At 64.4% G+C, this 22,233-nt stretch carries 21 protein-coding genes and 3 tRNA genes; 4 read left to right on the top strand and 20 right to left on the bottom strand.

Annotated elements, in window-relative coordinates; genetic code table 11:
* Positions 1–100 precede the first annotated feature (100 nt).
* From AC25M7_RS24455 to rluD, 6 genes are all read right to left on the bottom strand, one after another.
* Positions 101–176 (bottom strand) — tRNA-Lys (locus tag AC25M7_RS24455).
* A gap of 6 nt (positions 177–182) precedes the next feature.
* Positions 183–259 (bottom strand) — tRNA-Pro (locus tag AC25M7_RS24450).
* A 4-nt stretch (positions 260–263) separates the two neighbouring features.
* Positions 264–339, bottom strand: a tRNA-Asn gene (locus tag AC25M7_RS24445).
* 403 nt (positions 340–742) lie between these two features.
* On the bottom strand, positions 743–3,307 hold the full coding sequence (clpB, locus tag AC25M7_RS24440) for an ATP-dependent chaperone ClpB (protein ID WP_069016171.1): 2,565 nt from the start codon (positions 3,305–3,307) through the stop codon (positions 743–745).
* A gap of 163 nt (positions 3,308–3,470) precedes the next feature.
* On the bottom strand, positions 3,471–4,211 hold the full coding sequence (gene pgeF / locus AC25M7_RS24435) for a peptidoglycan editing factor PgeF (protein WP_096049330.1): 741 nt from the start codon (positions 4,209–4,211) through the stop codon (positions 3,471–3,473).
* Complete coding sequence (gene rluD / locus AC25M7_RS24430) at positions 4,208–5,170, bottom strand: 23S rRNA pseudouridine(1911/1915/1917) synthase RluD (RefSeq protein WP_028689894.1); 963 nt, start codon at positions 5,168–5,170, stop codon at positions 4,208–4,210. Before rluD ends, pgeF begins: the two co-directional genes overlap by 4 nt.
* A 149-nt stretch (positions 5,171–5,319) precedes the next feature.
* Between rluD and AC25M7_RS24425 the strand changes: the two genes are divergently transcribed.
* Both AC25M7_RS24425 and AC25M7_RS24420 read left to right on the top strand, forming a co-directional pair.
* A complete protein-coding gene (locus tag AC25M7_RS24425) occupies positions 5,320–6,339 on the top strand; it encodes an outer membrane protein assembly factor BamD (protein ID WP_028689895.1) in 1,020 nt (339 codons plus the stop codon).
* A 94-nt stretch (positions 6,340–6,433) separates the two neighbouring features.
* The gene (locus AC25M7_RS24420; RefSeq protein WP_028689896.1) at positions 6,434–6,664 is read left to right on the top strand and encodes a PP0621 family protein; all 231 of its coding nucleotides are present in this window, start codon (positions 6,434–6,436) and stop codon (positions 6,662–6,664) included.
* Between the two features lie 63 nt (positions 6,665–6,727).
* On the opposite strand, the gene thiO is transcribed toward AC25M7_RS24420, so the two are convergent.
* The 5 genes from thiO to AC25M7_RS24395 are packed head-to-tail and all read right to left on the bottom strand — an operon-like array spanning position 6,728 to position 9,722.
* The gene (gene thiO, locus AC25M7_RS24415; RefSeq protein ID WP_486971569.1) at positions 6,728–7,825 is read right to left on the bottom strand and encodes a glycine oxidase ThiO; all 1,098 of its coding nucleotides are present in this window, start codon (positions 7,823–7,825) and stop codon (positions 6,728–6,730) included.
* 53 nt (positions 7,826–7,878) lie between these two features.
* Positions 7,879–8,271, bottom strand: coding sequence for a type IV pilin protein (locus tag AC25M7_RS24410; RefSeq protein ID WP_486971568.1), 393 nt, complete (start codon positions 8,269–8,271; stop codon positions 7,879–7,881).
* 1 nt (position 8,272) lies between these two features.
* Positions 8,273–8,743: a hypothetical protein gene (locus AC25M7_RS24405; RefSeq protein WP_236180903.1), complete on the bottom strand. Its 471-nt coding sequence runs from the start codon at positions 8,741–8,743 to the stop codon at positions 8,273–8,275.
* A complete protein-coding gene (locus tag AC25M7_RS24400; RefSeq protein ID WP_028689900.1) occupies positions 8,740–9,387 on the bottom strand; it encodes a PilW family protein in 648 nt (215 codons plus the stop codon). The genes AC25M7_RS24405 and AC25M7_RS24400 overlap by 4 nt, the downstream gene beginning before the upstream one ends.
* Entirely contained in the window at positions 9,384–9,722 is a 339-nt protein-coding gene (locus tag AC25M7_RS24395; RefSeq protein WP_486971567.1) for a hypothetical protein, read from the bottom strand. The genes AC25M7_RS24400 and AC25M7_RS24395 overlap by 4 nt, the downstream gene beginning before the upstream one ends.
* 160 nt (positions 9,723–9,882) lie before the next feature.
* Between AC25M7_RS24395 and AC25M7_RS24390 the strand changes: the two genes are divergently transcribed.
* Positions 9,883–10,329 (top strand): GspH/FimT family pseudopilin, encoded by a 447-nt coding sequence (locus AC25M7_RS24390; RefSeq protein WP_486971566.1) that lies wholly within the window; start codon positions 9,883–9,885, stop codon positions 10,327–10,329.
* Between the two features lies 1 nt (position 10,330).
* Here AC25M7_RS24390 and ispH read toward each other — a convergent pair whose 3' ends face one another.
* From ispH to murJ, 6 genes are all read right to left on the bottom strand, one after another.
* Positions 10,331–11,275: a 4-hydroxy-3-methylbut-2-enyl diphosphate reductase gene (ispH, locus tag AC25M7_RS24385; protein WP_028689902.1), complete on the bottom strand. Its 945-nt coding sequence runs from the start codon at positions 11,273–11,275 to the stop codon at positions 10,331–10,333.
* A 14-nt stretch (positions 11,276–11,289) separates the two neighbouring features.
* Positions 11,290–11,727, bottom strand: a complete 438-nt coding sequence (gene fkpB / locus AC25M7_RS24380; protein WP_028689903.1) for an FKBP-type peptidyl-prolyl cis-trans isomerase — start codon at positions 11,725–11,727, stop codon at positions 11,290–11,292.
* Complete coding sequence (gene lspA, locus AC25M7_RS24375) at positions 11,720–12,235, bottom strand: signal peptidase II (RefSeq protein WP_028689904.1); 516 nt, start codon at positions 12,233–12,235, stop codon at positions 11,720–11,722. Before lspA ends, fkpB begins: the two co-directional genes overlap by 8 nt.
* Positions 12,228–15,059 carry an isoleucine--tRNA ligase gene (ileS, locus tag AC25M7_RS24370; RefSeq protein WP_062363903.1) on the bottom strand — a complete coding sequence of 944 codons (2,832 nt, stop codon included), beginning with the start codon at positions 15,057–15,059 and terminating at the stop codon, positions 12,228–12,230. Before ileS ends, lspA begins: the two co-directional genes overlap by 8 nt.
* Complete coding sequence (gene ribF, locus AC25M7_RS24365) at positions 15,056–16,006, bottom strand: bifunctional riboflavin kinase/FAD synthetase (RefSeq protein WP_028689906.1); 951 nt, start codon at positions 16,004–16,006, stop codon at positions 15,056–15,058. Before ribF ends, ileS begins: the two co-directional genes overlap by 4 nt.
* A 118-nt stretch (positions 16,007–16,124) precedes the next feature.
* On the bottom strand, positions 16,125–17,663 hold the full coding sequence (murJ, locus tag AC25M7_RS24360) for a murein biosynthesis integral membrane protein MurJ (RefSeq protein ID WP_028689907.1): 1,539 nt from the start codon (positions 17,661–17,663) through the stop codon (positions 16,125–16,127).
* 250 nt (positions 17,664–17,913) lie between these two features.
* Between murJ and rpsT the strand changes: the two genes are divergently transcribed.
* Positions 17,914–18,192 carry a 30S ribosomal protein S20 gene (rpsT, locus tag AC25M7_RS24355; RefSeq protein WP_023533220.1) on the top strand — a complete coding sequence of 93 codons (279 nt, stop codon included), beginning with the start codon at positions 17,914–17,916 and terminating at the stop codon, positions 18,190–18,192.
* Positions 18,193–18,402: 210 nt separating this feature from the next.
* Here the strand turns inward: rpsT and AC25M7_RS24350 are convergent, their stop codons facing one another.
* Genes AC25M7_RS24350 through AC25M7_RS24340 form a run of 3 tightly spaced genes read right to left on the bottom strand, consistent with a single transcriptional unit; the run spans position 18,403 to position 21,965 of the window.
* Positions 18,403–20,703 (bottom strand): PqiB family protein, encoded by a 2,301-nt coding sequence (locus AC25M7_RS24350; protein WP_028689908.1) that lies wholly within the window; start codon positions 20,701–20,703, stop codon positions 18,403–18,405.
* The gene (locus tag AC25M7_RS24345; protein ID WP_028689909.1) at positions 20,696–21,319 is read right to left on the bottom strand and encodes a paraquat-inducible protein A; all 624 of its coding nucleotides are present in this window, start codon (positions 21,317–21,319) and stop codon (positions 20,696–20,698) included. Before AC25M7_RS24345 ends, AC25M7_RS24350 begins: the two co-directional genes overlap by 8 nt.
* Positions 21,306–21,965: a paraquat-inducible protein A gene (locus tag AC25M7_RS24340; RefSeq protein ID WP_028689910.1), complete on the bottom strand. Its 660-nt coding sequence runs from the start codon at positions 21,963–21,965 to the stop codon at positions 21,306–21,308. The genes AC25M7_RS24345 and AC25M7_RS24340 overlap by 14 nt, the downstream gene beginning before the upstream one ends.
* Between the last annotated feature and the right edge of the window lie 268 nt (positions 21,966–22,233).

Genomic DNA, 22,233 nt, shown 5'->3' with positions numbered 1-22,233 from the left:
CGGGCGCTCCTGCGGGCAAAGGCCACAGGGTAGCAAAGGGCGGGGAGATAAATCGCGGACAAAAGAAAAAGGGCATCTCAGTCGAGATGCCCTTTTTACATGGTGGGTCGTGTAGGATTCGAACCTACGACCAATTGGTTAAAAGCCAACTGCTCTACCAACTGAGCTAACGACCCGGAAAATGGTCGGGGTGAGGGGATTCGAACTCCTGACATCCTGCTCCCAAAGCAGGCGCGCTACCGGACTGCGCTACACCCCGAGATTGGCTCCGCGACCTGGACTCGAACCAGGGACCCAATGATTAACAGTCATTTGCTCTACCGACTGAGCTATCGCGGAACTGAACTTCGGTACATCTTTACTGCTTCGAAGTCTGTGTTAGCTTCGAACTCTTTAGCTGCTTCGCTTTCGCGTTGTCGCTGCTGAGGCCGGCTATTCTACATTCTTCGTTTTGCTTGTCAACCACTTTTTTTCGTTCAACTTACTGATTTGTAAGTTGTTTTGCGATCTCCGATGTTGCTGGTGATTCGCTCAGTGCCTGACAGCGGGGCGAATATTAGGGGCACTCTGAATTTTGTGCAAGCACTTTTTTCAAAATTTTCAGCAAGTTAGGTAGGAAGCCGGAAAATCAGGGGTTTGCGGCGCCTGCACTGGCCTTATCGCGGGGCAAGCCCGCTATGGCGTCGGGAAAGCCCACATAAAAAAGCCCCGCTTTCGCGGGGCTCTTCAACTACTGCCGTGATCAGGCGAAGACGATTTCCTCGCCCTGCACCTTCGCGGTGATCGCCGCACCCGGCAAGAACTCGCCAGACAGGATCAACTGCGCCAGCGGGTTCTCGATCCAGCGCTGGATCGCACGCTTGAGCGGCCGTGCGCCATACACCGGGTCGTAACCGACGGCGATCAGCTTGTCCAATGCCTCCGGGCTCAGGCTCAGCGACAGCTCGCGCTCGGCCAGGCGGCCACGCAGGCGGCCGAGCTGGATCTCGGTGATACCGGCGATCTGCTCGCGGCCCAGCGGCTCGAACACCACCACCTCGTCGATGCGGTTGATGAACTCCGGACGGAAGTGCGAACCCACCGCGTCCATCACCGCCGCGCGCTGCGCTTCGCGATCACCGGCCAGTTCCTGGATCTGCGCCGAGCCCAGGTTGGAGGTCATCACGATCACCGTGTTGCGGAAGTCCACGGTGCGGCCGTGGCTGTCGGTCAGGCGACCGTCTTCCAGCACCTGCAGCAACACGTTGAACACATCCGGGTGGGCCTTCTCCACCTCGTCGAGCAGCACCACCGAGTACGGCTTGCGACGCACGGCCTCGGTCAGGTAGCCGCCCTCTTCATAACCCACGTAGCCTGGCGGTGCGCCGATCAGGCGAGCCACCGAGTGTTTCTCCATGAACTCGGACATGTCGATGCGCACCATGGCCTCTTCGGTGTCGAACAGGAACTCGGCCAGCGCCTTGCACAGTTCGGTCTTGCCCACGCCGGTAGGCCCGAGGAACAGGAACGAGCCGCTGGGGCGGTTCGGATCGGACAGCCCGGCGCGGGAACGGCGCACGGCGTTGGCCACGGCGGTCACCGCCTCGTCCTGGCCGATCACCCGCTCATGCAGCAGGCTTTCCATCTTCAGCAGCTTCTCGCGCTCGCCTTCGAGCATCTTGGCCACCGGGATGCCGGTCCACTTGGACACCACTTCGGCGATTTCTTCCTCGGTCACCTTGTTGCGCAGCAGCTGGTTGTCGGTCTTGCCGTGCTGGTCGACCATCTGCAGGCTGCGCTCCAGGTCCGGGATCACCCCGTACTGCAGCTCGGCCATGCGGCTGAGGTCGCCCTTGCGGCGCGCGGCTTCCAGTTCCTGGCGCGACTGCTCGATCTTCTGCTGGATCTGCGCCGAGCCCTGCACCTCGGCTTTTTCCGAGGCCCAGATCTCTTCGAGGTCGGCGTACTCGCGCTCCAGGCGGTCGATTTCCTCGGTCAGCTTCTCCAGGCGTTTCTTCGCCGCTTCGTCCTCTTCTTTCTTCAGCGCCTGGGATTCCACCTTCAGTTGGATCAAGCGACGGTCGAGGCGGTCGAGCACTTCCGGCTTGGAGTCGATCTCCATGCGGATGCGGCTGGCCGCTTCGTCGATCAGGTCGATGGCCTTGTCCGGCAGCTGGCGGTCGGTGATGTAGCGGTGGCTGAGCTTGGCCGCGGCGATGATCGCGCCGTCGGTGATGGCCACCTTGTGGTGCACTTCATAGCGTTCTTTCAGGCCGCGCAGGATGGCGATGGTGTCTTCCTCGCTCGGCTCCTCGACCAGCACCTTCTGGAAACGGCGCTCGAGGGCGGCGTCCTTCTCGATGAACTGGCGGTACTCGTTGAGCGTGGTGGCACCGACGCAATGCAGCTCGCCACGGGCCAGGGCCGGCTTGAGCATGTTGCCGGCATCCATGGCGCCTTCGCCTTTACCGGCGCCGACCATGGTGTGCAGTTCGTCGATGAACAGGATGATCTGGCCTTCCTGCTTGCTCAGTTCGTTGAGCAGGCCTTTGAGGCGCTCTTCGAACTCGCCGCGGTACTTGGCGCCAGCAATCAGCGCGCCCATGTCCAGGGCCAACAGGCGCTTGCCTTTCAGGCCATCGGGCACCTCGCCGTTGATGATGCGCTGGGCCAGGCCCTCGGCGATGGCGGTCTTGCCCACGCCGGGTTCGCCGATCAGCACCGGGTTGTTCTTGGTGCGGCGTTGCAGCACCTGGATGGTGCGGCGGATCTCGTCGTCACGGCCGATCACCGGGTCCAGCTTGCCCTCTTCGGCGCGCTTGGTGAGGTCAACGGTGTACTTGTCCAGGGCCTGGCGCGATTCCTCGGCATTGGCGTCGTTCACCGCCGCGCCGCCGCGCAGGTTGTTGATGGCGTTCTCCAGGGCCTTCTTGCTCACGCCCTGGCCGAGCAGCAGCTTGCCGACCTTGCTGTTCTCGTCCATGGCGGCGAGCAGCACCAGCTCGCTGGAGATGAACTGGTCACCCTTCTGCTGGGCCAGGCGGTCGGCCTGGTTGAGCAGGCGTGCCAGGTCCTGGGACATGTTCACATCGCCCGTGGGGTTCTGGATTTTCGGCAGTTGGTCGAGCTCCTTGGTCAACGCCTTGCGCAGGCTGTTGATGTCAAAGCCGACCTGCATCAGCAGCGGCTTGATCGAGCCGCCCTGCTGGTCGATTAGCGCCTGCATCAGGTGCAGGGGCTCGATGGCCGGGTGGTCCATGCCCACGGCCAGGGATTGGGAGTCGGATAATGCCAGTTGCAGCTTGCTGGTCAGTCGGTCTATTCGCATGGGGGATACCTTCCTTTAAAGGGCAGGCGGAGCGATGGACAGCACCTGTAATGAAGAACCTGCCTGAGATGACCAATACATAAGGGTGATTCTGGAAGATTCAAGCGTAGCGGGGTTGACAGAGGTCAGCACCAGTGACGTCAGGCAACATGGGAGCGTAAGGTCAGCGCGGCTGCAACCAGACCAACGAAGCAAAGCGCCCACCCTGCGGGGTGCGGCGATAAGAGAAGAAACGCGAGTCGCTGACCGTGCAGAACCCGCCACCATAAACGGCGGTAACGCCACGCGCCGCCAGGCGGATCCGCGCCAGCTGGTAGATATCGGCCATCAGCTTGCCTGGGCGCTCGCCCTCGACAAACGCCTCAGCCGCCTCAGGATGCACGGCCGTGAAGGCATCGCGCACTTCCAGCCCCACCTCGAACGCCTGCGGCCCGATGGCGGGCCCCAGCCACACCAATACCTCTTCAGGCGCCAGCGCCAGGCGGTCAAGGGTGGCCTCCAGCACGCCACCGGCCAGCCCGCGCCAGCCGGCATGGGCGGCCGCGACACGGGTACCGGCGCGGTCGCAGAACAGTGCAGGCAGGCAATCGGCAGTCATCACAGTGCAAGCGATGCCCGGCTGGTCGGTCCAGCTGGCATCGGCTTCGGCAACCACGGCGGGGTTGGCGTCGGCCACCACCAGCCCATGCACCTGCTTGAGCCAGGCGGGCTGGATGGCGAATTCGTCACTCAGGCGACGACGGTTCTCGGCGACCGCCTGCGGGTCATCGCCCACGTGGTCACCGAGATTGAAGGAGGCGTAGGGCGGCAGGCTGACGCCGCCCTCGCGGGTGGTGACACAGGCGCGAACCGAGGCCGGGGCCGGCCAGTCGGGAAGGATCAGCGACTGCGCCAGGCCACTCATCCGATGAAGCTCTCGCGGTCCTGGTCAAGCAGCGACAGCAGCCACTGGAAGTCGTCCGGCAACTCCGACTTCCATTCCATGCGCTCACCCGTGGTCGGGTGGTCCAGCGCCAGGAAACGCGCGTGCAGGGCCTGACGCGGGAAGTGCTTGACCGCCTCGACCATGGCCACGCTGGCGGCCGGCGGGATGCGGAAGCGTGCACCGTAGGTCTGGTCGCCGACCAGCGGATAGCCGACGTGGGCCATGTGCACACGGATCTGGTGGGTGCGGCCGGTTTCCAGCTTGACCCGCACATGGGTGTGCGAACGGAAGCGCTTGAGCACGCGGTAGTGACTGACGGCCGGCTTGCCGCCCTCGGTCACCGCCATGCGCTGGCGCTCGCCGCCGTGACGGCCGATCGGCGCGTCGATCTTGCCGCCGGCGATCACCACGCCGACCACGATGCACTCGTAGATACGGCTGACCGAACGTTTTTGCAGCTGGTCGACGAGGTTGGTCTGCGCCTGCAGGGTCTTGGCCACCACCATCAGGCCGGTGGTGTCCTTGTCCAGGCGGTGCACGATGCCGGCGCGCGGCACGTTGACGATGTCCGGGACATGGTGCAGCAGGGCGTTGAGCAAGGTACCGTCGGGGTGACCGGCCGCCGGGTGGACCACCAGCCCGGCCGGCTTGTTGATCACCAGGATCTGGTCGTCCTCGTAGACGATGTCCAGCTCGATGTCCTGAGCCACCCATTCGCCCTGGGCCTCCTGCTCGGCTTCGAGGGCCAGGATGGAGCCGGTGTGGACGGTGTCGCGCGGTCGCAGCACCGCGCCATCGACGGTCAGGCGGCCATCCTTGATCCACGAGGACAGGCGCGAACGCGAGTACTCGGCGAACAATTGGGCGGCGACCTGGTCGAGGCGTTGGCCGCCCAGTTCGGACGGGACCTCTGCGCTAAGTTGAATGATCTCGGACATGCTCGAATCGACGGGCGTTCAGCCTTTGGTTTCGGCTGCGCGCTTGTGGTTAAATACGGCTTCTTTTGCCCCGGGGTTTGGCCGGGGGCGCTCATCATAACAGGACGGCACCGCCCAAGACAGCGGCCGTCAAAGGGACGCAAGCCGCCATGCAAGTGAAACACCTGCTGCTGATCGCCATCCTCGGGCTCACCGCTGCCTGTTCCTCGAACAAGGAAGTCATTGACGAGAACCTCAGCGAGGCCGAGCTGTACCAGCAGGCGCAGGCCGACCTGGACAACTCCAGCTACACCAGCGCCGTGAACAAGCTCAAGGCCCTGGAATCGCGCTACCCGTTCGGCCGCTACGCCGACCAGGCCCAGCTCGAGCTGATCTACGCCAACTACAAGAACTCCGAGCCCGAGGCCGCAAAATCCGCCGCCGAGCGCTTCATCCGCCTGCACCCGCAGCACCCGAACGTCGACTACGCCTACTACCTCAAGGGCCTGACCTCGTTCGACCAGGACCGTGGCCTGCTGGCGCGCTTCCTGCCGCTGGACATGACCAAGCGTGACCCGGGCGCCGCCCGCGACTCGTACAACGAGTTCGCCCAGCTGACCAGCCGCTTCCCCAACAGCCGCTACGCCCCGGATGCCAAGCAGCGCATGATCTACCTGCGCAACCTGCTGGCCTCCTACGAAATCCACGTGGCCAACTACTACCTGAGCCGCGAGGCCTATGTCGCCGCCGCCAACCGTGGCCGCTATGTGGTGGAGAACTTCCAGGAAACCCCGTCGGTGGGTGATGGCCTGGCAGTGATGGTCGAGTCGTACCAGCGCATGCACTTGGACGAACTGGCGGCCACCAGCCTCGAGACTCTCAAGCTCAACTACCCGGACCACCCGAGCCTGGTCGATGGCCAGTTCGTCACCAAGGTGGACGAAAACGGCAACCGCTCGTGGCTGTCCAAGGCCACCCTGGGCCTGATCGACACCCAGGCGCCGCTGCCACCGGGCGAGACCCGCGCCAACCAGGACGTGGTCAAGCAGTTCCAGGATGCTCGCTCGGAAATGCCCGAAGAGCTGCTGCCCAAGGACGAGAACGGCGACCCGATCCTGCCGGAAGGTCCGAAGGAAGCCGAGAAGGACCGTTCCTGGTTCAGCTACATGACCTTCGGTCTGTTCGACTGATACCACGCACACAAAGAAAGGGAGGCCCGAGGCCTCCCTTTTTTCATGCCTGCGTCCTAGACTGTCGGCTTCTTTTCTCGACAAGCTGGACACCATGGTTCGCCTACTCTTCTGGATCGCCCTGATCGCCGCCGCGTTCTGGCTGTGGCGCAAGTTCAAGACCAGTCAGCAATCACCTGCCGAGCCGCGCCTGCAGGATCCGCTGAAGATGGTGCGCTGCGCCCATTGCGGCGTTCACCTGCCCAATGACCGGGCGTTGTCGCGGGGCCAGGAGTGGTATTGCAGCCAGCAGCATCTGGAGCAAGGGCCAGGCCAGCAACGCTGACCGACGCGCAGCCCGGAAGGGCTGTGCAATCTCCTACCGTGAATAGGCATGAGCCCTATGCGCTCAGCCCAACCGCCCCCCAGGCGCATACGGCGCCGGATCGATGATCGGCTCGCGCCCCAGCAGCAAATCACCGAACAGCTGGCACGACGCCGGCGCCAGCACCAGCCCATTGCGGTAATGCCCGCAGTTCAGCCATAGCCCCTCATGCCCCGGCACCGCGCCGATGTACGGGATGCCTTCCGGCGACCCTGGGCGCAGGCCAGCCCAATGCCCCACCACCTCGGCATCCGCCAACGCCGGCAGCAACTCCACCGCCGAGGCCTTCAGGCTCGCCAACGCATCACCGGTCGGGGTTTTGTCATAGCCGGCATGCTCCAGGGTACTGCCCACCAGGATATGCCCGTCGCGGCGCGGGATCGCATAGCGCCCCTTGGCCAGGACCATGCTCGGCAAGAAGTCCTCGGCGCACTTGAACAGGATCATCTGCCCCTTCACCGGCTCCACCGGCAGCGTCAGCCCGAGGGTCTGCAGCAGGTCACCGCTCCAGGCTCCGGCGCTGAGCACCACATCGTCGGCGGCGATCACTCCGTCCTCGGTCTGCACACCGGTAACGCGGCCACCTTCATGGACGAAACCGCTGATCTGGCAATGCTCGCGCAGGGTCACGTTCGGCAGCGCCTGCAGCGCGGCCTTCAGCGACTTCACCAACCGCGGGTTGCGCACGTTGGCCACGCCCGCCATGTAGATGGCATGGCGGTAACCCGGACCAAGCACCGGCACGGCGTCATAGGCCGCCGAGATATCCACCGCACTGAGCGGGCGATGCTCGCGAGCGGCCCAGGCCAGGGCCTCGGCTTCGTCTTCCAGATCCAGCCAGTACAGGCCGGTGGTGTGCACCTCGGGGTCGACCCCGGTGCTGGCGAACAGACGCTCGCCCAGCTGTGGATAAAAATCCTGCGACCAGTGTGCCAGGGCGGTCACCGCCGGGCTGTAGCGCCACGGGTACAGCGGCGAGACGATCCCGCCACCGGCCCAGGACGACTCCCGACCCACCTCGCCCTGGTCGCACACCACCACCTGATCGACATCCGCCGCCAGGTTGAACGCGGTCAGCAGGCCGATGACACCGCCGCCGACAATCACTACTTGCTTGCTCATGGTTCGATCCAACACCTGAAGTAATTCCACGGTGCCTGGGCACCTCATGATCTTCAGCTTCCCCAGCACGCCTGGTCGCCCGCGCCCGTGTTATCGCGCACGCCCGCCTGATCGAGCAGGAAGTCGCCGCAGCGGTCATCCGCCATGAAGGCTTCGGGTGTGCGGCTGGCGCGCAAGCTGAAACAGTCAGTGTCGCGCCAGGCCTGCAGGCGGTAGTAGCGCGTGCCCGCGGGCAACACGGTGCTCAGTTGCTCGTTGTCGGCATAACCGCCCACGCGTGCGCGGTGCTGCTCCAGGCGCAATGCCGCGTCCTGCAGCAGGCCGACCGCTTCGCTTCGTGCGGCGCGGCGCAACTGGTCGCTGTAGCTGGGGTAGGCAATGGCTGCCAGCATGCCGATCAGCGCCACGACAATCAATAATTCGATCAGGCCAAGGCCGCGCTGCATCTCAGCCCTCCCCCAGGCGCTGGCGCCAGCTGATCCGTTTCACCGCGCCGTCACCGTCGATGGCATAGACCGCCTCCAGCAGTTGCCGCCCGCGGGCTTGAAGGCCCACCGCCGTCACCCGGACCAGCGTCAGCCTGTCCCCGACGGGCTGACCCGCGACACGCAGGCTGTCTCCCAGGGTTTGCAGGTAAACGAAGCCACTGCGGGTCGCCAGCCAGGGTGGAGAAGGCTGCGTATCAGGTGGACTGGGTGGCGGACAGGCCTGGCATCGGGCCGGGATGCCGCCTGCAAGCAGTTCTGCGCCCTCGATCAAGGCCGCCTCTGCCTGCTCGAAGGCTCGCGCGCCGGCCAACTGATCGCCTGCCTGACGTTGCTGCAAAAGCGCCTCGCGCAGGGCCAAGGTTGCCAGCAGGCCGAACAGCAGGCTCAGGATCAACGCCAGCATCAGGACAATACCGCGCTGGCGTGTCACGACCCGGCTCCCGGGTTGCGCAAGGCCACGCTCAGTGAATGGTGCTGTTCAAGCCCGTGCTGCCGGTCATGCAAGGTCAGGCGGATATCCAGCCGCTCGCCCGCTCCCGCCTCGACACGGCTGACCTCCAGCGCCCGCACCTGGTCGATGAGGCTGGCATGCTGCGCATTGCTGGTGAGCATCAGGCTGCCGTTGCGCACCCGGTAGGTTACCCGACGCACCGGCAGGGCCAGCAACTCGCCGTCCCCGACGTGCTGCCCGGGCTGCACCCGCGCCCAACTGCGGCAGTCGCTGAGCACGGTCCAGTCCGGGCTGCCGAGCAACCCGGGCAACTCAGCGCCAACCAGGGTCAGGCTGTCGCCCGTAACCTCAATGGGCGACGCGAAGGCCTGGGCCGCGCCAGGATCGGCGAAGTCCTCGGTTTCAAGACGCAGACAACCGAACATCCCCGCCTGGCGGATATCCTCGGCCATTCGCTGCAAGGCCAGGCGCGCGTCATCCTGCAGGCGCGCCGCCGCGCCCTGCAGTCGCCAGGCCTGATACGCCGAGACGAACACCTGGCCAGCTGCCACCAGCAGCATCAGGCCCAGTGCCAGGGCCAGCAGTGCCTCGACCAGGCCCAGCCCCGTCTGCCGACGCCTCATGGCAGCACCCTGCCCTGCACGCTCAGCGACTGCCGCCCCTCGCCCATGCCCGGCCAATCGACGTCCAGCACCAGCACGCCCCCGGCCAGGTTCATGCGCCCCTGCGCCGCACCACCGAGCACCTGGGTCAGACGCAACTGCCAGGCCGCTTCCTCGCCCGCCTCGATCGCCTCCGCTGCCCTCACGCGCTCCAACATGCCCTGGGCCAGTTGTAACGCCTGCCCTTCCCGCCGCGACCCCTCGACCGCCTGCAGCCCGCGCAACTGCAAGGCCGCCGATGCAAACAGCCCCAGTGTCAGCACCGTGACGGCCAGTAGCACCTCCAGCAGCGTCATGCCCCTTTCCCTCACGCCCATTGCCCCTCCTGGGATCTTTCCTCGCCCACAACACGAACCGGCCGACTGGCGCCCTTGCCGGGCACCCTGGAAGCTACAGAGAAGCACTTCCAGGGAGGAATGCAGCGTGGGGCAACAAGGCGTAACACTGATACAAATGATGTTCGCACTAAGCGTGCTGAGCCTTCTGACACACCAGGGCATATCGGCCTACAGCAAGTTCAGCGATGAGCTTTACGTCGGTGCCGTGGCCAGGGAGCTGGCGCAGACCCTGCGCGGCGCCCGCAACCAGGCAGCGCTGAGACACCAGGCCGTGCTGGTCAGGCCACTGGAGGAAGATTGGGGCAAAGGCTGGCGGGTGGTGCTGGAACAGGATGGCGAACGGTTACAGGAACATCGCCTGCACAGGCCGCTGAAGATTGCCACGACCTCGTACCGGGTCGTGAGGTTCAGCGCCCGGGGGGCGCCGCTGGGGGTGGGCTTCGTCGGCACCACGCTGGACATCTGCCCGCGCACCACCCTCGACAGCCGTCATCAGGTGGTGCTCAGCCCCAGTGGCCGGGTCAGCCTGCGCAGCGACGAGGGCCGCCGCTGTGCACCGGACTGACTCAGATCGAGCGAACCCGCAGCTCCTTGGGCATGGAGAAGGTGATGTTCTCCTCGCGCCCGTCGAGCTCTTCGGCGCCGGTCGCGCCCCAGGCCTTGAGCTGGTCGATCACGCCACGCACCAGCACCTCGGGCGCCGAGGCCCCGGCGGTGATGCCGATGCGCTCGGCCCCGTCGAACCAGCTGCGTTGCAGGTCCTCGGCGCCGTCGATCAGGTAGGCCGGTGTGCTCATGCGCTCGGCCAGCTCGCGCAGGCGGTTGGAGTTGGAGCTGTTGGGGCTGCCGACCACCAATACCACGTCGCACTCGTCGGCCAGTTGCTTGACGGCATCCTGGCGGTTCTGGGTGGCGTAGCAGATGTCGTCCTTGCGCGGGCCGCCGATGTTCGGGAAGCGTTCGCGCAGGGCGTCGATCACCCGGCTGGTGTCATCCATCGACAGGGTAGTCTGGGTGACGAAGGCCAGGTGGTCAGGGTTGCGCACCTGCAGCCTGGCGACATCGTCCTCGTCCTCGACGAGGTAGATGGCACCGCCGTTGCTGGCGTCGTACTGGCCCATGGTGCCTTCGACTTCCGGGTGCCCCTCGTGGCCGATGAGAATGGTCTCACGGCCATCGCGGCTGTACTTGGCAACCTCGATATGCACCTTGGTCACCAGCGGGCAGGTGGCGTCGAACACCTTCAGGCCACGGCCGGCGGCTTCCTGGCGCACGGCCTGGGAAACGCCGTGGGCACTGAAGATGACGATGACATCGTCCGGCACCTGGTCCAGCTCTTCGACGAAGATCGCGCCACGGTTGCGCAGGTCCTCGACCACGAACTTGTTGTGCACCACTTCGTGGCGCACGTAGATCGGCGGACCGAAGACTTCCAGGGCGCGGTTGACGATCTCGATCGCCCGGTCGACCCCCGCGCAGAAGCCGCGCGGGTTGGCGAGTTTGATTTGCATGCTCGGCTCCAGGCTCACACGGCCTTCACGTCGAGGATCTGCACCTCGAAGCTCAGGGTCTTGCCAGCCAGTGGATGGTTAAAATCGATGGTCACCTGGTTGTCGTCGAACGCCTTGACCACGCCTGGAAGCTCGGTGTTGGCGGCGTCGTTGAAGATCACCAGCAGCCCTTCGGACAGCTCCATGCCTTCGAACTGCGAGCGCGGCATCACCTGCACGTTCTGCGGGTTGTGCTGGCCGAAGGCGTTCTCAGGGGCGATGGTCAGCTTGCGCTGGTCACCGGCCTTGAAGCCGAACAGGGCCGTCTCGAAGCCCGGCAGCAGGTTGCCGTCGCCGACCTTGAACACGGCCGGGGCCTTGTCGAAGGTGCTGTCGACGGTGTCGCCGTTTTCCAGGTGCAGCGCGAAGTGCAGGGTGACTTCGGTGTTCTGGCCAATGCGGGTCTCAGTCATGGACGGCTTCCTCGGACTTCTTGCTCTTGAACATGTCCAGCGCCAGCATCACCGCGCCCACGGTGATCGCGCTGTCGGCCAGGTTGAAGGCCGGGAAGTAGTAGCGGTTCTGCCAGTGCACCAGGATGAAGTCGACCACATGGCCCAGCACGACGCGGTCGTACAGGTTACCCAGCGCGCCGCCCAGCACCAGGGCCAGGGCCACGGCCAGCCAGGTCTCGTTGCGCCCCAGGCGCTTGAGCCAGACCACCAGCACGGCACTGACCACCACGGCAATCAGCGCGAACAGCCAGCGCTGCCAGCCGGAGCTGTCGGCCAGGAAGCTGAACGCAGCGCCGGTGTTGTAGGCCAGGGTCCAGCTGAAGTAGTCGGGAATGACCACGATCTGCTGGTACATGGTCAGCGCGTTGTCGAAGTACAGCTTGGTGGCCTGGTCAAGGACCAGGACCACCAGGCTCAGCCAGAGCCAGGCAAGGCGCCCGAAGCGCCCTGCAGGAGCATTAGGCATAGTGGCGCACCTCACCCGAACCGCTCAGGTTGTCGACGCAACGGGCGCAGATCTCCGGATGCTCCGGGTGGCTGCCCACATCGGCGCGGAAGTGCCAGCAACGGCCGCACTTGGCATGGCCGGACTTGACCACTTTCAGCTTGAGTCCTTCGACTTCGGTTGTCACGGCATCGGCCGGCGCCTGGACGAACGGCACCACGCTGGCGGCCGAGGTGATCAGCACGAAGCGCAGCTCGTCGCCGAGCTTGCTCAGGTCGGCGGTCAGGCCCTCTTCGGCGAACAGGGTGACTTCGGCCTGCAGGTTGCCGCCGATGACCTTGGCGGTACGCTGGTTTTCCAGCTCCTTGTTGACCGCGGCTTTAACGGCCATCACGCGATCCCAGTAGGCACGGTCCAGCTCGGCGTCGGCCGGCAGCTCGGCCAGGCCCTGGTACCAGGTGTTGAGCATCACCGACTCGTTGCGCTCGCCCGGCAGGTACTGCCAGATCTCGTCGGCGGTGAACGCCAGGATCGGCGCAATCCAGCGCACCAGCGCCTCGCTGATGTGGTACAGCGCGGTCTGGCACGAGCGGCGGGCAACACTGTTGGCGCCGGTGGTGTACTGGCGGTCCTTGATGATGTCGAGGTAGAAGCCGCCCAGCTCCTGCACGCAGAAGTTGTGGATCTTGGAGTAGACGTTCCAGAAGCGGTACTCGCTGTAGTGCTCTTCCAGCTCGCGCTGCAGCAGCAGGGTGCGGTCGACCGCCCAACGGTCCAGGGCCAGCATGTCTTCGGCCGGCAGCAGGTCACGGGCCGGGTCGAAGCCGGACAGGTTGGAAAGCAGGAAGCGCGCGGTGTTGCGGATGCGGCGATAGGCATCGGCGCTGCGCTGCAGGATCTGCTCGGAAACCGCCATCTCGCCGGAGTAGTCGGTGGCCGAGACCCACAGGCGCAGGATGTCGGCACCCAGGGTGTCGTTGACCTTCTGCGGCTCGATGGTGTTGCCCAGCGACTTGGACATCTTGCGGCCGTTCTCGTCCACGGTGAAGCCGTGGGTCAGCAGCTCGCGGTACGGCGCGTGGCCGTCGATGGCGCAACCGGTCAGCAACGAGGAGTGGAACCAGCCGCGGTGCTGGTCGGAGCCTTCCAGGTACAGGTCGGCGCGCGGGCCGGTGGCGTGGCCGATGTCGTGGGAGCCGCGCAGCACGTGCCAGTGGGTGGTGCCAGAGTCGAACCACACATCGAGGGTGTCGGTGATCTTGTCGTACTGGCCGGCCTCGTCACCGAGCAGCTCGGCAGCGTCCAGCTTGAACCAGGCCTCGATGCCTTCCTGCTCGACGCGCTTGGCGACTTCTTCCATCAGCTCGACGGTGCGCGGGTGCAGCTCGCCGGTCTGCTTGTCGAGGAAGAACGGGATCGGCACGCCCCAGTTGCGCTGACGCGAGATGCACCAGTCCGGGCGGTTGGCGATCATCGAGTGCAGGCGCGCCTGGCCCCAGGCCGGAACGAACTTGGTCTCTTCGATGGCCTTGAGCGCGCGCTCACGCAGCGGTTCGCCAGTGCTCGGTTGCTTGTCCATGCCGACGAACCACTGCGCGGTGGCGCGGTAGATCAGCGGGGTCTTGTGGCGCCAGCAGTGCATGTAGCTGTGGCTGATGGTCTCGGTGTGCATCAGCGCACCGACTTCACTGAGCTTTTCAACAATGGCCGGGTTGGCCTTCCAGATGAACTGGCCGCCGAAGAACGGCAGCGACTCGACATACACGCCGTTGCTTTGCACCGGGGTGAGGATGTCGTCGTTGACCATGCCATAGCGCTTGCAGGTGACGAAGTCGTCTTCACCGTAGGCTGGCGAGGAGTGCACCACGCCGGTACCGGCGCCCAGCTCGACGTAGTCGGCCAGGTAGATCGGCGACAGGCGGTCGTAGAACGGGTGGCGGAAGTTGATCAGCTCCAGGGCCGAGCCTGGGGCGGTGGCGATGATCGAGCCTTCCAGGTTGTAGCGCTTGAGGCACGACTCGACCAGCTCTTCGGCCAGCACCAGCAGGCGCTCGCCGGTATCGACCAGGGCGTACTTGAAGTCCGGGTGGATGTTCAGCGCCTGGTTGGCCGGGATGGTCCACGGGGTGGTGGTCCAGATCACGATGGCGGCTGGCTTGGCCAGCGCGCCCAGGCCGAAGGCGGCGGCCAGCTTGTCGGCATCGGCCACCGGGAAGGCGACGTCGATGGTCTGGGATTTCTTGTCGGCGTACTCGACCTCGGCTTCAGCCAGGGCGGAGCCGCAATCGAAGCACCAGTTCACAGGCTTGAGGCCCTTGAACACGAAGCCCTGCTTGACCATCTCGGCCAGGGCGCGGATTTCACCGGCCTCGTTGGCGAAGTTCATGGTCTTGTACGGGTTGTCCCAGTCGCCCAGCACGCCCAGGCGGATGAACTCGGTCTTCTGCCCTTCGATCTGCTCGGCGGCGTACTCGCGGCACAGCTCGCGGGTACGGTCGGCAGTCAGGTGCTTGCCGTGGGTGACTTCGACCTTGTGCTCGATCGGCAGGCCGTGGCAGTCCCAGCCCGGCACATACGGCGCGTCGAAACCGGACAGGGTCTTGGAGCGGACAATCATGTCCTTGAGAATTTTGTTCAGCGCATGACCGATGTGGATCTTGCCGTTGGCATAGGGCGGGCCGTCGTGCAGGACGAACTTCGGACGATCCTTGCCAATCTCGCGCAGCTTACCGTACAGGCCAATACTGTCCCAGCGCTGCAGGATCTGCGGTTCGCGCTGAGGCAGGCCGGCCTTCATGGGGAAGGCGGTGTCCGGAAGGTTAAGCGTGGCTTTGTAGTCGGTCATTTCAGGCTCTTCGTTAGCGGTTGAGCGTGCCAGTGGGCACGTGCGGCGGCGATGTCCGCGTCGATCGCCGACTTCAGCGCCTCCAGGGAGGCGAAACGCTGCTCTTCACGCAGCTTGTGGTGGAATTCCACCGTCAGGCGCCGGCCATACAGGTCGCCGGCGTAGTCCAGGAGATGAATCTCCAGGTGAGGACGCCCGTCACCGGCGACGGTGGGGCGCACTCCGATATTGCCGACACCCGGCCAGGCCTTGCCGTCGATTTCGATGCTGGCCAGGTAGACCCCGGACAACGGCACGCGACGGCGCTTGAGCTGGATGTTGGCGGTGGGGGTGCCGAGCTGGCGGGCCAGCTTCTGGCCATGCAGCACGCGCCCGGTGATGCGGTACGGACGGCCCAGCAGGTGCTCGGCCAGCTCGAAGTCGCCTTCGGCCAGGGCCTTGCGCACTTCGGTGCTGCTGACCCGCAGGCCGTCCTGGATCACGGTGTTGGCCGCCTCGACGGTGAAGCCGTGGCGTTTGCCGGCCTCGGTGAGGAAGGCGAAGTCGCCGGCGCGGTCGCAGCCGAAGCGGAAGTCGTCACCCACTTCGAGATGGCGCACGCCCAGGCCATCGACCAGCACCGCCTTGACGAACTGCTCGGCGCTGAGCTGGCTCAGGCGCTGGTTGAACGACAGGCACAGGACCCGGTCGATGCCCTCGCCGGCCAGCAGCTCGACCTTGTCGCGCAGGCGGGCCAGGCGCGCCGGAGCGCTCTGCGGGGCGAAGTACTCGCGCGGCTGCGGCTCGAAGATCACCACGCAGGTGGGCAGGCCCAGCGCCTGGCCGCGTTCGCGCAGGCGTGCGAGGATCGCCTGGTGGCCGCGGTGGACCCCGTCGAAGTTGCCAATGGTGGCGACACAGCCCCGGTGCTCGGGGCGCAGGTTGTGAAGACCTCGAACCAGCTGCATAACGCGCTTCTTGCTCATAAAGTGGCCGATTATAACCACACCCGGGCGCTGGTGACAGGCAGCAGCGCCCCCAGGGGGCATGGAATGCGAAAAACCGACGCCTGACCCCTCATGCGCCTCAATGCAACGCCTTGCGGGCGAAATGCCGTGGGCGGAACCCGCACAGGAACAGGCAGCCGAAGTAGGTCACCACGCCCGCGGCAATCAGCGCCCCGAGACGCAGGAAGCGCGCAAGCATGTTGCCCTGTTCCCAGGCCGGCAGGTAATGCATGCCCAGCAGCAGCACGCCCGACATCAGGGTCACGGCCAGCACCAGCTTGAGCAGGAACGGCATCCAGCCCGGCTGCGGCTGGAACAGCTGCTGGCTGCGCAGTTTCCAGAACAGCAGGCCGGCGTTCAGGCACGCGCCCAGGCTGATGGCCAGGGCCAGCCCGGCATGGGCCAGCGGGCCGACCAGGGCCAGGTTGAACAGTTGGGTGCAGACCAGGGTGAAGACCGCGATCTTCACCGGCGTGCGGATATTCTGCTGCGCATAGAAGCCAGGTGCCAGCACCTTGACCAGGATGATCGCCAGCAAGCCCACCGAATAGGCGATGAGCGCGCGCTGGGTCATGGCAGCGTCGAAGGCGGTGAACTTGCCGTACTGGAACAACGCCACGGTCAGCGGCTCGGCAAGGATGGCCAGGGCCAGGGTGCAGGGCAGCACCAGCAGGAAACACAGGCGCAGGCCCCAGTCGAGGATCCGCGAGTACTCCTCGCGATCCTTGTTGGCATAGGTCTTGGCCAGGGTAGGCAGCAGGATGGTGCCCAGGGCCACGCCGAGCACACCGGACGGCAGCTCCATCAGACGGTCAGCGTAGTACATCCATGACACCGAGCCTGCCACCAGGAACGAGGCGAAGATGGTGTTGATGATCAGCGAAATCTGGCTCACCGACACCCCGAGGATGGCCGGCAGCATCTGCTTGAGCACGCGCCACACGCCGCTGTCGCGCAGGTTCAGGCGTGGCAGCACGAGCATGCCGATCTTCCTCAGCGCTGGCAGCTGGTACAAAAGCTGCGCCAGGCCACCGGCCAGCACGCCCCAGCCCAAGGCCATGATCGGCGGGTCGAAGTACGGCGTCAGCAGCACGGCAAAGGCGATCATCGCCACATTGAGCAGCGTGGGCGTGAACGCCGGCACACTGAAGCGGTTCCAGGTATTGAGAATCGCGCCGACCAGCGACGACAACGAGATCAGCAATATATAAGGAAACGTCACCCGCAACAGCGCGGTGGTCAGCTCGTACTTTTGCGCGCTGTCGACGAAGCCCGGCGCGGTGGCCCAGACCACCCACGGCGCAGCAAGGATGCCGATCACCGTGACCAGGGCCAGGACCAGGGTCAGCAGGCCGCTCACGTAGGCGATGAAGGTACGGGTGGCCTCCTCGCCCTGCTGGGTCTTGTATTCGGCCAGGATCGGCACGAAGGCCTGGGAGAAGGCCCCCTCGGCGAAGATCCGCCGCAACAGGTTGGGCAGTTTGAAGGCGATGAAGAAGGCGTCGGTGGCGATGCCGGCGCCGAACACCCGTGCCAAGATGGTATCGCGCACGAAGCCGAGCACCCGGGAAATCATGGTGATGGAGCTGACTGCAGCCAGGGATTTGAGCAGGTTCATCGAAAAATTTCACGCCAGGGACAGAGGGCGCTGCCAGACAGCGTCCGAATGTGCGATACTCCCGCGCCTTCGCAGGGGAGCCAAAAATTCCCGAGTTTACAGGTCGTGCGGCAGAAAGGAATATTTCCCTCCTGCTGGCTCACCACTCGGCGGAACCCTGCAGGTGGCCTTGACATCCGCTCGACTCATCGGCATGATTCGCGGCCTATTTTGTTTGCTATTTACCTAAAGTCTTTCGAGGAGCTCGACGGTGGCCAACTCACCTTCCGCCAAGAAACGTGCAAAACAGGCTGAGAAGCGTCGCAGCCACAACGCCAGCCTGCGTTCCATGGTCCGCACCTACATCAAGAATGTAGTCAAAGCCATCGACGCAAAAGACGCCGAAAAAGCGCAAGCCGCTTACGTTCTGGCTGTACCTGTAATCGACCGTATGGCCGACAAAGGTATCATCCACAAGAACAAAGCTGCTCGCCACAAAGGCCGTCTGAATGGCCACATCAAGGCGCTGAAAGAAGCTGCAGCTGCCTAAGCGACGTTCTTGTCGAAAAAACCGACCCTAGGGTCGGTTTTTTTATACCTGTGATTTCTCTCCACACTCCTCTATCTGTAAGAGCGGCGTTGCGTCGCGAAAGGGCCGCAAAGCGGCCCCGGCGATTGTGCGTCTGCACTGAAATCCTGGGGCTGCCGTGCAGCCCTTTCGCGACACATGGCCGCTCCAGGTACCAGGCCAACCGTTCGATCACTTACCAATCTGAATCTTCGGCGCCCACTCCAGCCAAGCATCCTCGGCCTTGTCGAACAAGGCGAAGGTCTGCTGCGGCCGCGCCGGGTTACCCATCTGTTCGCCGTCCGGCGTGGCGAAGGCAATTCCGCCCTCGATCAGGGTCTCCACCGACTCGGTGCGCACCGTGGCGCCCTTGAACAGCCCCCAGTCGAAGCCGAACCCGCTGCTGTTCCAGAAACGGCTGCCGCCACGAACCAGCCCGGCGTAACGCGGTTCGATCAGGATGTGGATAAGCACACGGTCGGCGGTCTGCCCCAACTCGAAGCCGGTGACCTTGCCCACCGTGACCTCTCGATAGGTCACCGGCACACCCGGCTTGATCGAGCCGCGGCGCGCCGCGCTCAGGGTCAGCGGCAGGCCGACCTCCTCGCCTTTCACCTCCGGCGCATCACTCAGGGCGATGAAGTCACGCTGCGGCCCCTTGTCCTTGAGCGCCGGCAACACCTCCAAATATTGGCCGCCGATCAAGGTGTCGAGGTTCTGGGTACGCACCAGGCCCAAGGCCGGCTTGACCACCCAGAACTGGGTGCCGGCACGGGCGATACGCTCGGCCGCTTGGGTGATCCGTGCACGCAGCACCACGGCCTGCAGATCAGCGGTCAGGTCGACGCTCTCGACACTGCCCACATCCAGGCCCCGAAAACGGATCGGCGTGCCCGGCTTCAAGCCTTCGGCACGGTCGACACGGATAGTGATCAAGGTACCGGCACGGTTGGCCGCATCCTGGCTCTCGTGCAGGCGGAAACGCGGAATACGGCGCTTGAGCGGCACATCCGGTTTCGGCGTATCGAAGGCGATACCACCCGCCATCAGCGTCTGCAGCGACTCGCTCTTGACCTGGATGCCCGACAGCCCGCCGGTCAGGGTGATGCCGCTGGCATTCCAGAAGCGCGTGGAGCCGTTTACCAGGTTGGCGTACTCCTTCTCAATATGGACGCCGATCAGGATGCGTTTGCTGTTGCGAGCGAACTGGTAACTCTGCACGCTTCCCACCCGCACCTGGCGATACATCACCGGGCTGCCTACCTCCAGCGAACCCAGGGTGTCGGCGAACAGCACCATGTGCAGGCCCGGCGCCTTCAGGTCCAGCGGCGGCGCCTTGGGACGCGCCTCGAATTCGCGCAGCGGCTTGGCACCTGGCTCACCCGGGCGCACGGCAATGTAGTTGCCCTTCACCAAGGCCTCGAGACCGGTGATGCCGGCCAGGGAGATGGACGGCTTGACCACCCAGAACTGAGTGCCTTCAACCAGGTAGTCCTCGGCCAGGGGATCCATGGTCAGTTCGGCCATGGCCGTGGAGAGGTCGCCTTCGACTTTCAGTTCCTTCAGCGATCCCACCTGGATACCTTTGTACAGCACCGGTGTACGGCCCTTCTGCAACCCCTCGAAATCGCTCAGCTTGACCTTGACCCGAATACCGGCCTGGGCGGCATCGAAGTCTTCGTAAAGACGGAACGGCAGGCTTGGGTCGGTGGGCGGGCTGTCCTTGCGGTTCTCTGGCGTGGCAAAGGCGATGCCGCCGGCAACGATGCTCGACAGCGATTCGGTGCGCACCTTCACGCCGGACAGGTCGGCGTCGATGCTGACCCCGCTGGCGTTCCAGAACCGCGTGTGTTTACGTACCAGGCTGGCGTAAGCGGGCGCAATGAACACCTTGATCTCCACCGTGCCCTGGTCCTCGGACAGGCGATAGCTCTTCACCCGACCCACCTGGATCTGTTTGTAGAACACCGGACTGTCACGATTGAGCGAACCCAGGCGCTCGGCCTTGAGGGTAAGGTGCAGGCCCGGCTCGGAATCGGACAACGGCGGAGCTTCCTTGAGCGCGGTGAAACGCTTGGTCGGCTCCCCCTCCCCGGGATCAACGGCGATGTAGTTACCCGAGACCAACGTCTCCAGGCCCGAGATCCCCGCCAAGCTGACACTTGGCTTGACCAGCCAGAAACGCGTGCCCTTGGTCAGGTGCGGGCCCGCTTCCTTGCGCATCTCGATGGTGGCGACAACGCCACGGTTGTCACCCTTGTCATCCAGCACCAGGGCGGTGACCTTGCCCACCGACATGCCCTTGTAGATGACCTCGGTCTTGTTGGCGACGATGCCCTCGCCACTCTCGAAGCGCACCTGGATCTCGATACCAGCATCGCGATAGGCCTGCCAGGCCAGCCAGCCGCCGATCGCCAGGGCAATCAGCGGCAGGATCCAGATGGCCGACCAATTCGAAGCAGGCCGGGTTTTAGCCGTAGGCAAATCACTCATGGTCGTCATCCGACTCCGTGTTATCCCAGATCAGTCGGGGATCGAAAGTTAAAGCGGCGAGCATCGTCAGGATCACCACGGTGGCGAAGGCGACGGCGCCCAGGTTGGCTTCGACACTGGCGATGCGGCCGAAATTCACCACCGCGACCAGGATGGCGATGACGAAGATGTCCAGCATCGACCAGCGACCGATGAATTCGATGAAGCGGTACATCAGGATGCGCTGACGTGCCGAGAGCGGCTGGTGGCGCTGCACCGAGTACAGCAGCAGGGCGATGCCGACCAGCTTGAAGGTCGGCACCAGGATGCTGGCGATGAACACCACAGCGGCGATCGGCAGCATGCCGTGCTTCATCAAGGTGATGACGCCGGACATGATGGTGTCCGGGCTGCCCTGGCCGAGCGCGCTGACGGTCATGATCGGCAGCACATTGGCCGGGATATAGAGCACCATGGCCGTTATCAGCAGCGCCCAGGTGCGCACGATGCTGTTGGGCCGCCGGGCATGCACCACCGCGCCGCAGCGGGTGCAAGCCTGCGAGGTGCTGTCCGGCTCCTGGCGGTTCAGCTGGTGACATTCATTGCAGACCAGGATGCCTGCATCAATCGCCCGCATGGACATCCTCCCCCGACAAGGCCACCCAGATCTGGTGTGGCGACATGACCACCTCGAGCCATACCTGCACCAGCAACAGGCTGATGAAGCAGAACAGGCCCAGGCCGATGCTCAGCTCGGCCAGGTCGACCAGCTTGACGATGGCCACCAGCACGCCCATGAAGTAGACCTCGAGCATGCCCCATTCACGCAGATGGTGATAGATACGATAGATCAGCAGGCCATAGCTGCGGCCAACATCCAGGCGGATGCTCAACAGCACCATCAGCTGGCAGAGCAGCTTGAGCAAAGGGATGGCCATGCTGCACAGGAACACCACCACGGCGATGCCGCGCATCTCTGAGTTGTATAGGCCTAATACACCGCTCCAGACGGTGTCGTCGGAGGTCTGGCCTAGCAGGTGCAATTGCATGATCGGCAGGAAATTGGCCGGCACGTACAGCAGCAGGGCGGTCAGGACCAGGGCCAGGCTACGGTTGATCAGGTTGTGGCGATGAGCGTACAGCTCGTAGCCGCAGCGCGGGCACAAGGCCTTCTCGTCATGTTGCAGCGTGGTCTTGCGCATCAGCAGGTCGCACTCGTGGCAGGCCACGAGTTCGTCCAGCGGCAGCTGTGCGAGCGCTTCGGGATCGACAGGGTTGGGCATAAGGGGGTTCTGAATGGATGCGTCGGCTCTATTCTAGTGTTCCGACTCGAATTGTGGGAGACGGCCATTATGAGGAACTGTATCGATGTTCGGGTCACATTTTCCGCAGGCGACACGATCCCCCGCCCCCACGCTTCGTGTTGCACAACAGAGCCGGCGTTGGCTTAGAAACGCGGAAAAGACAAAACCCCTACCTGCTCGCGCAGATAGGGGTTTTGCGAAATGAATCTTGACGATGACCTACTCTCACATGGGGAAGCCCCACACT

The sequence above is a fragment of the Pseudomonas sp. P106(2024) genome (assembly GCF_057480815.1).
This window is presented reverse-complemented; position numbering and strand designations above follow the sequence as displayed.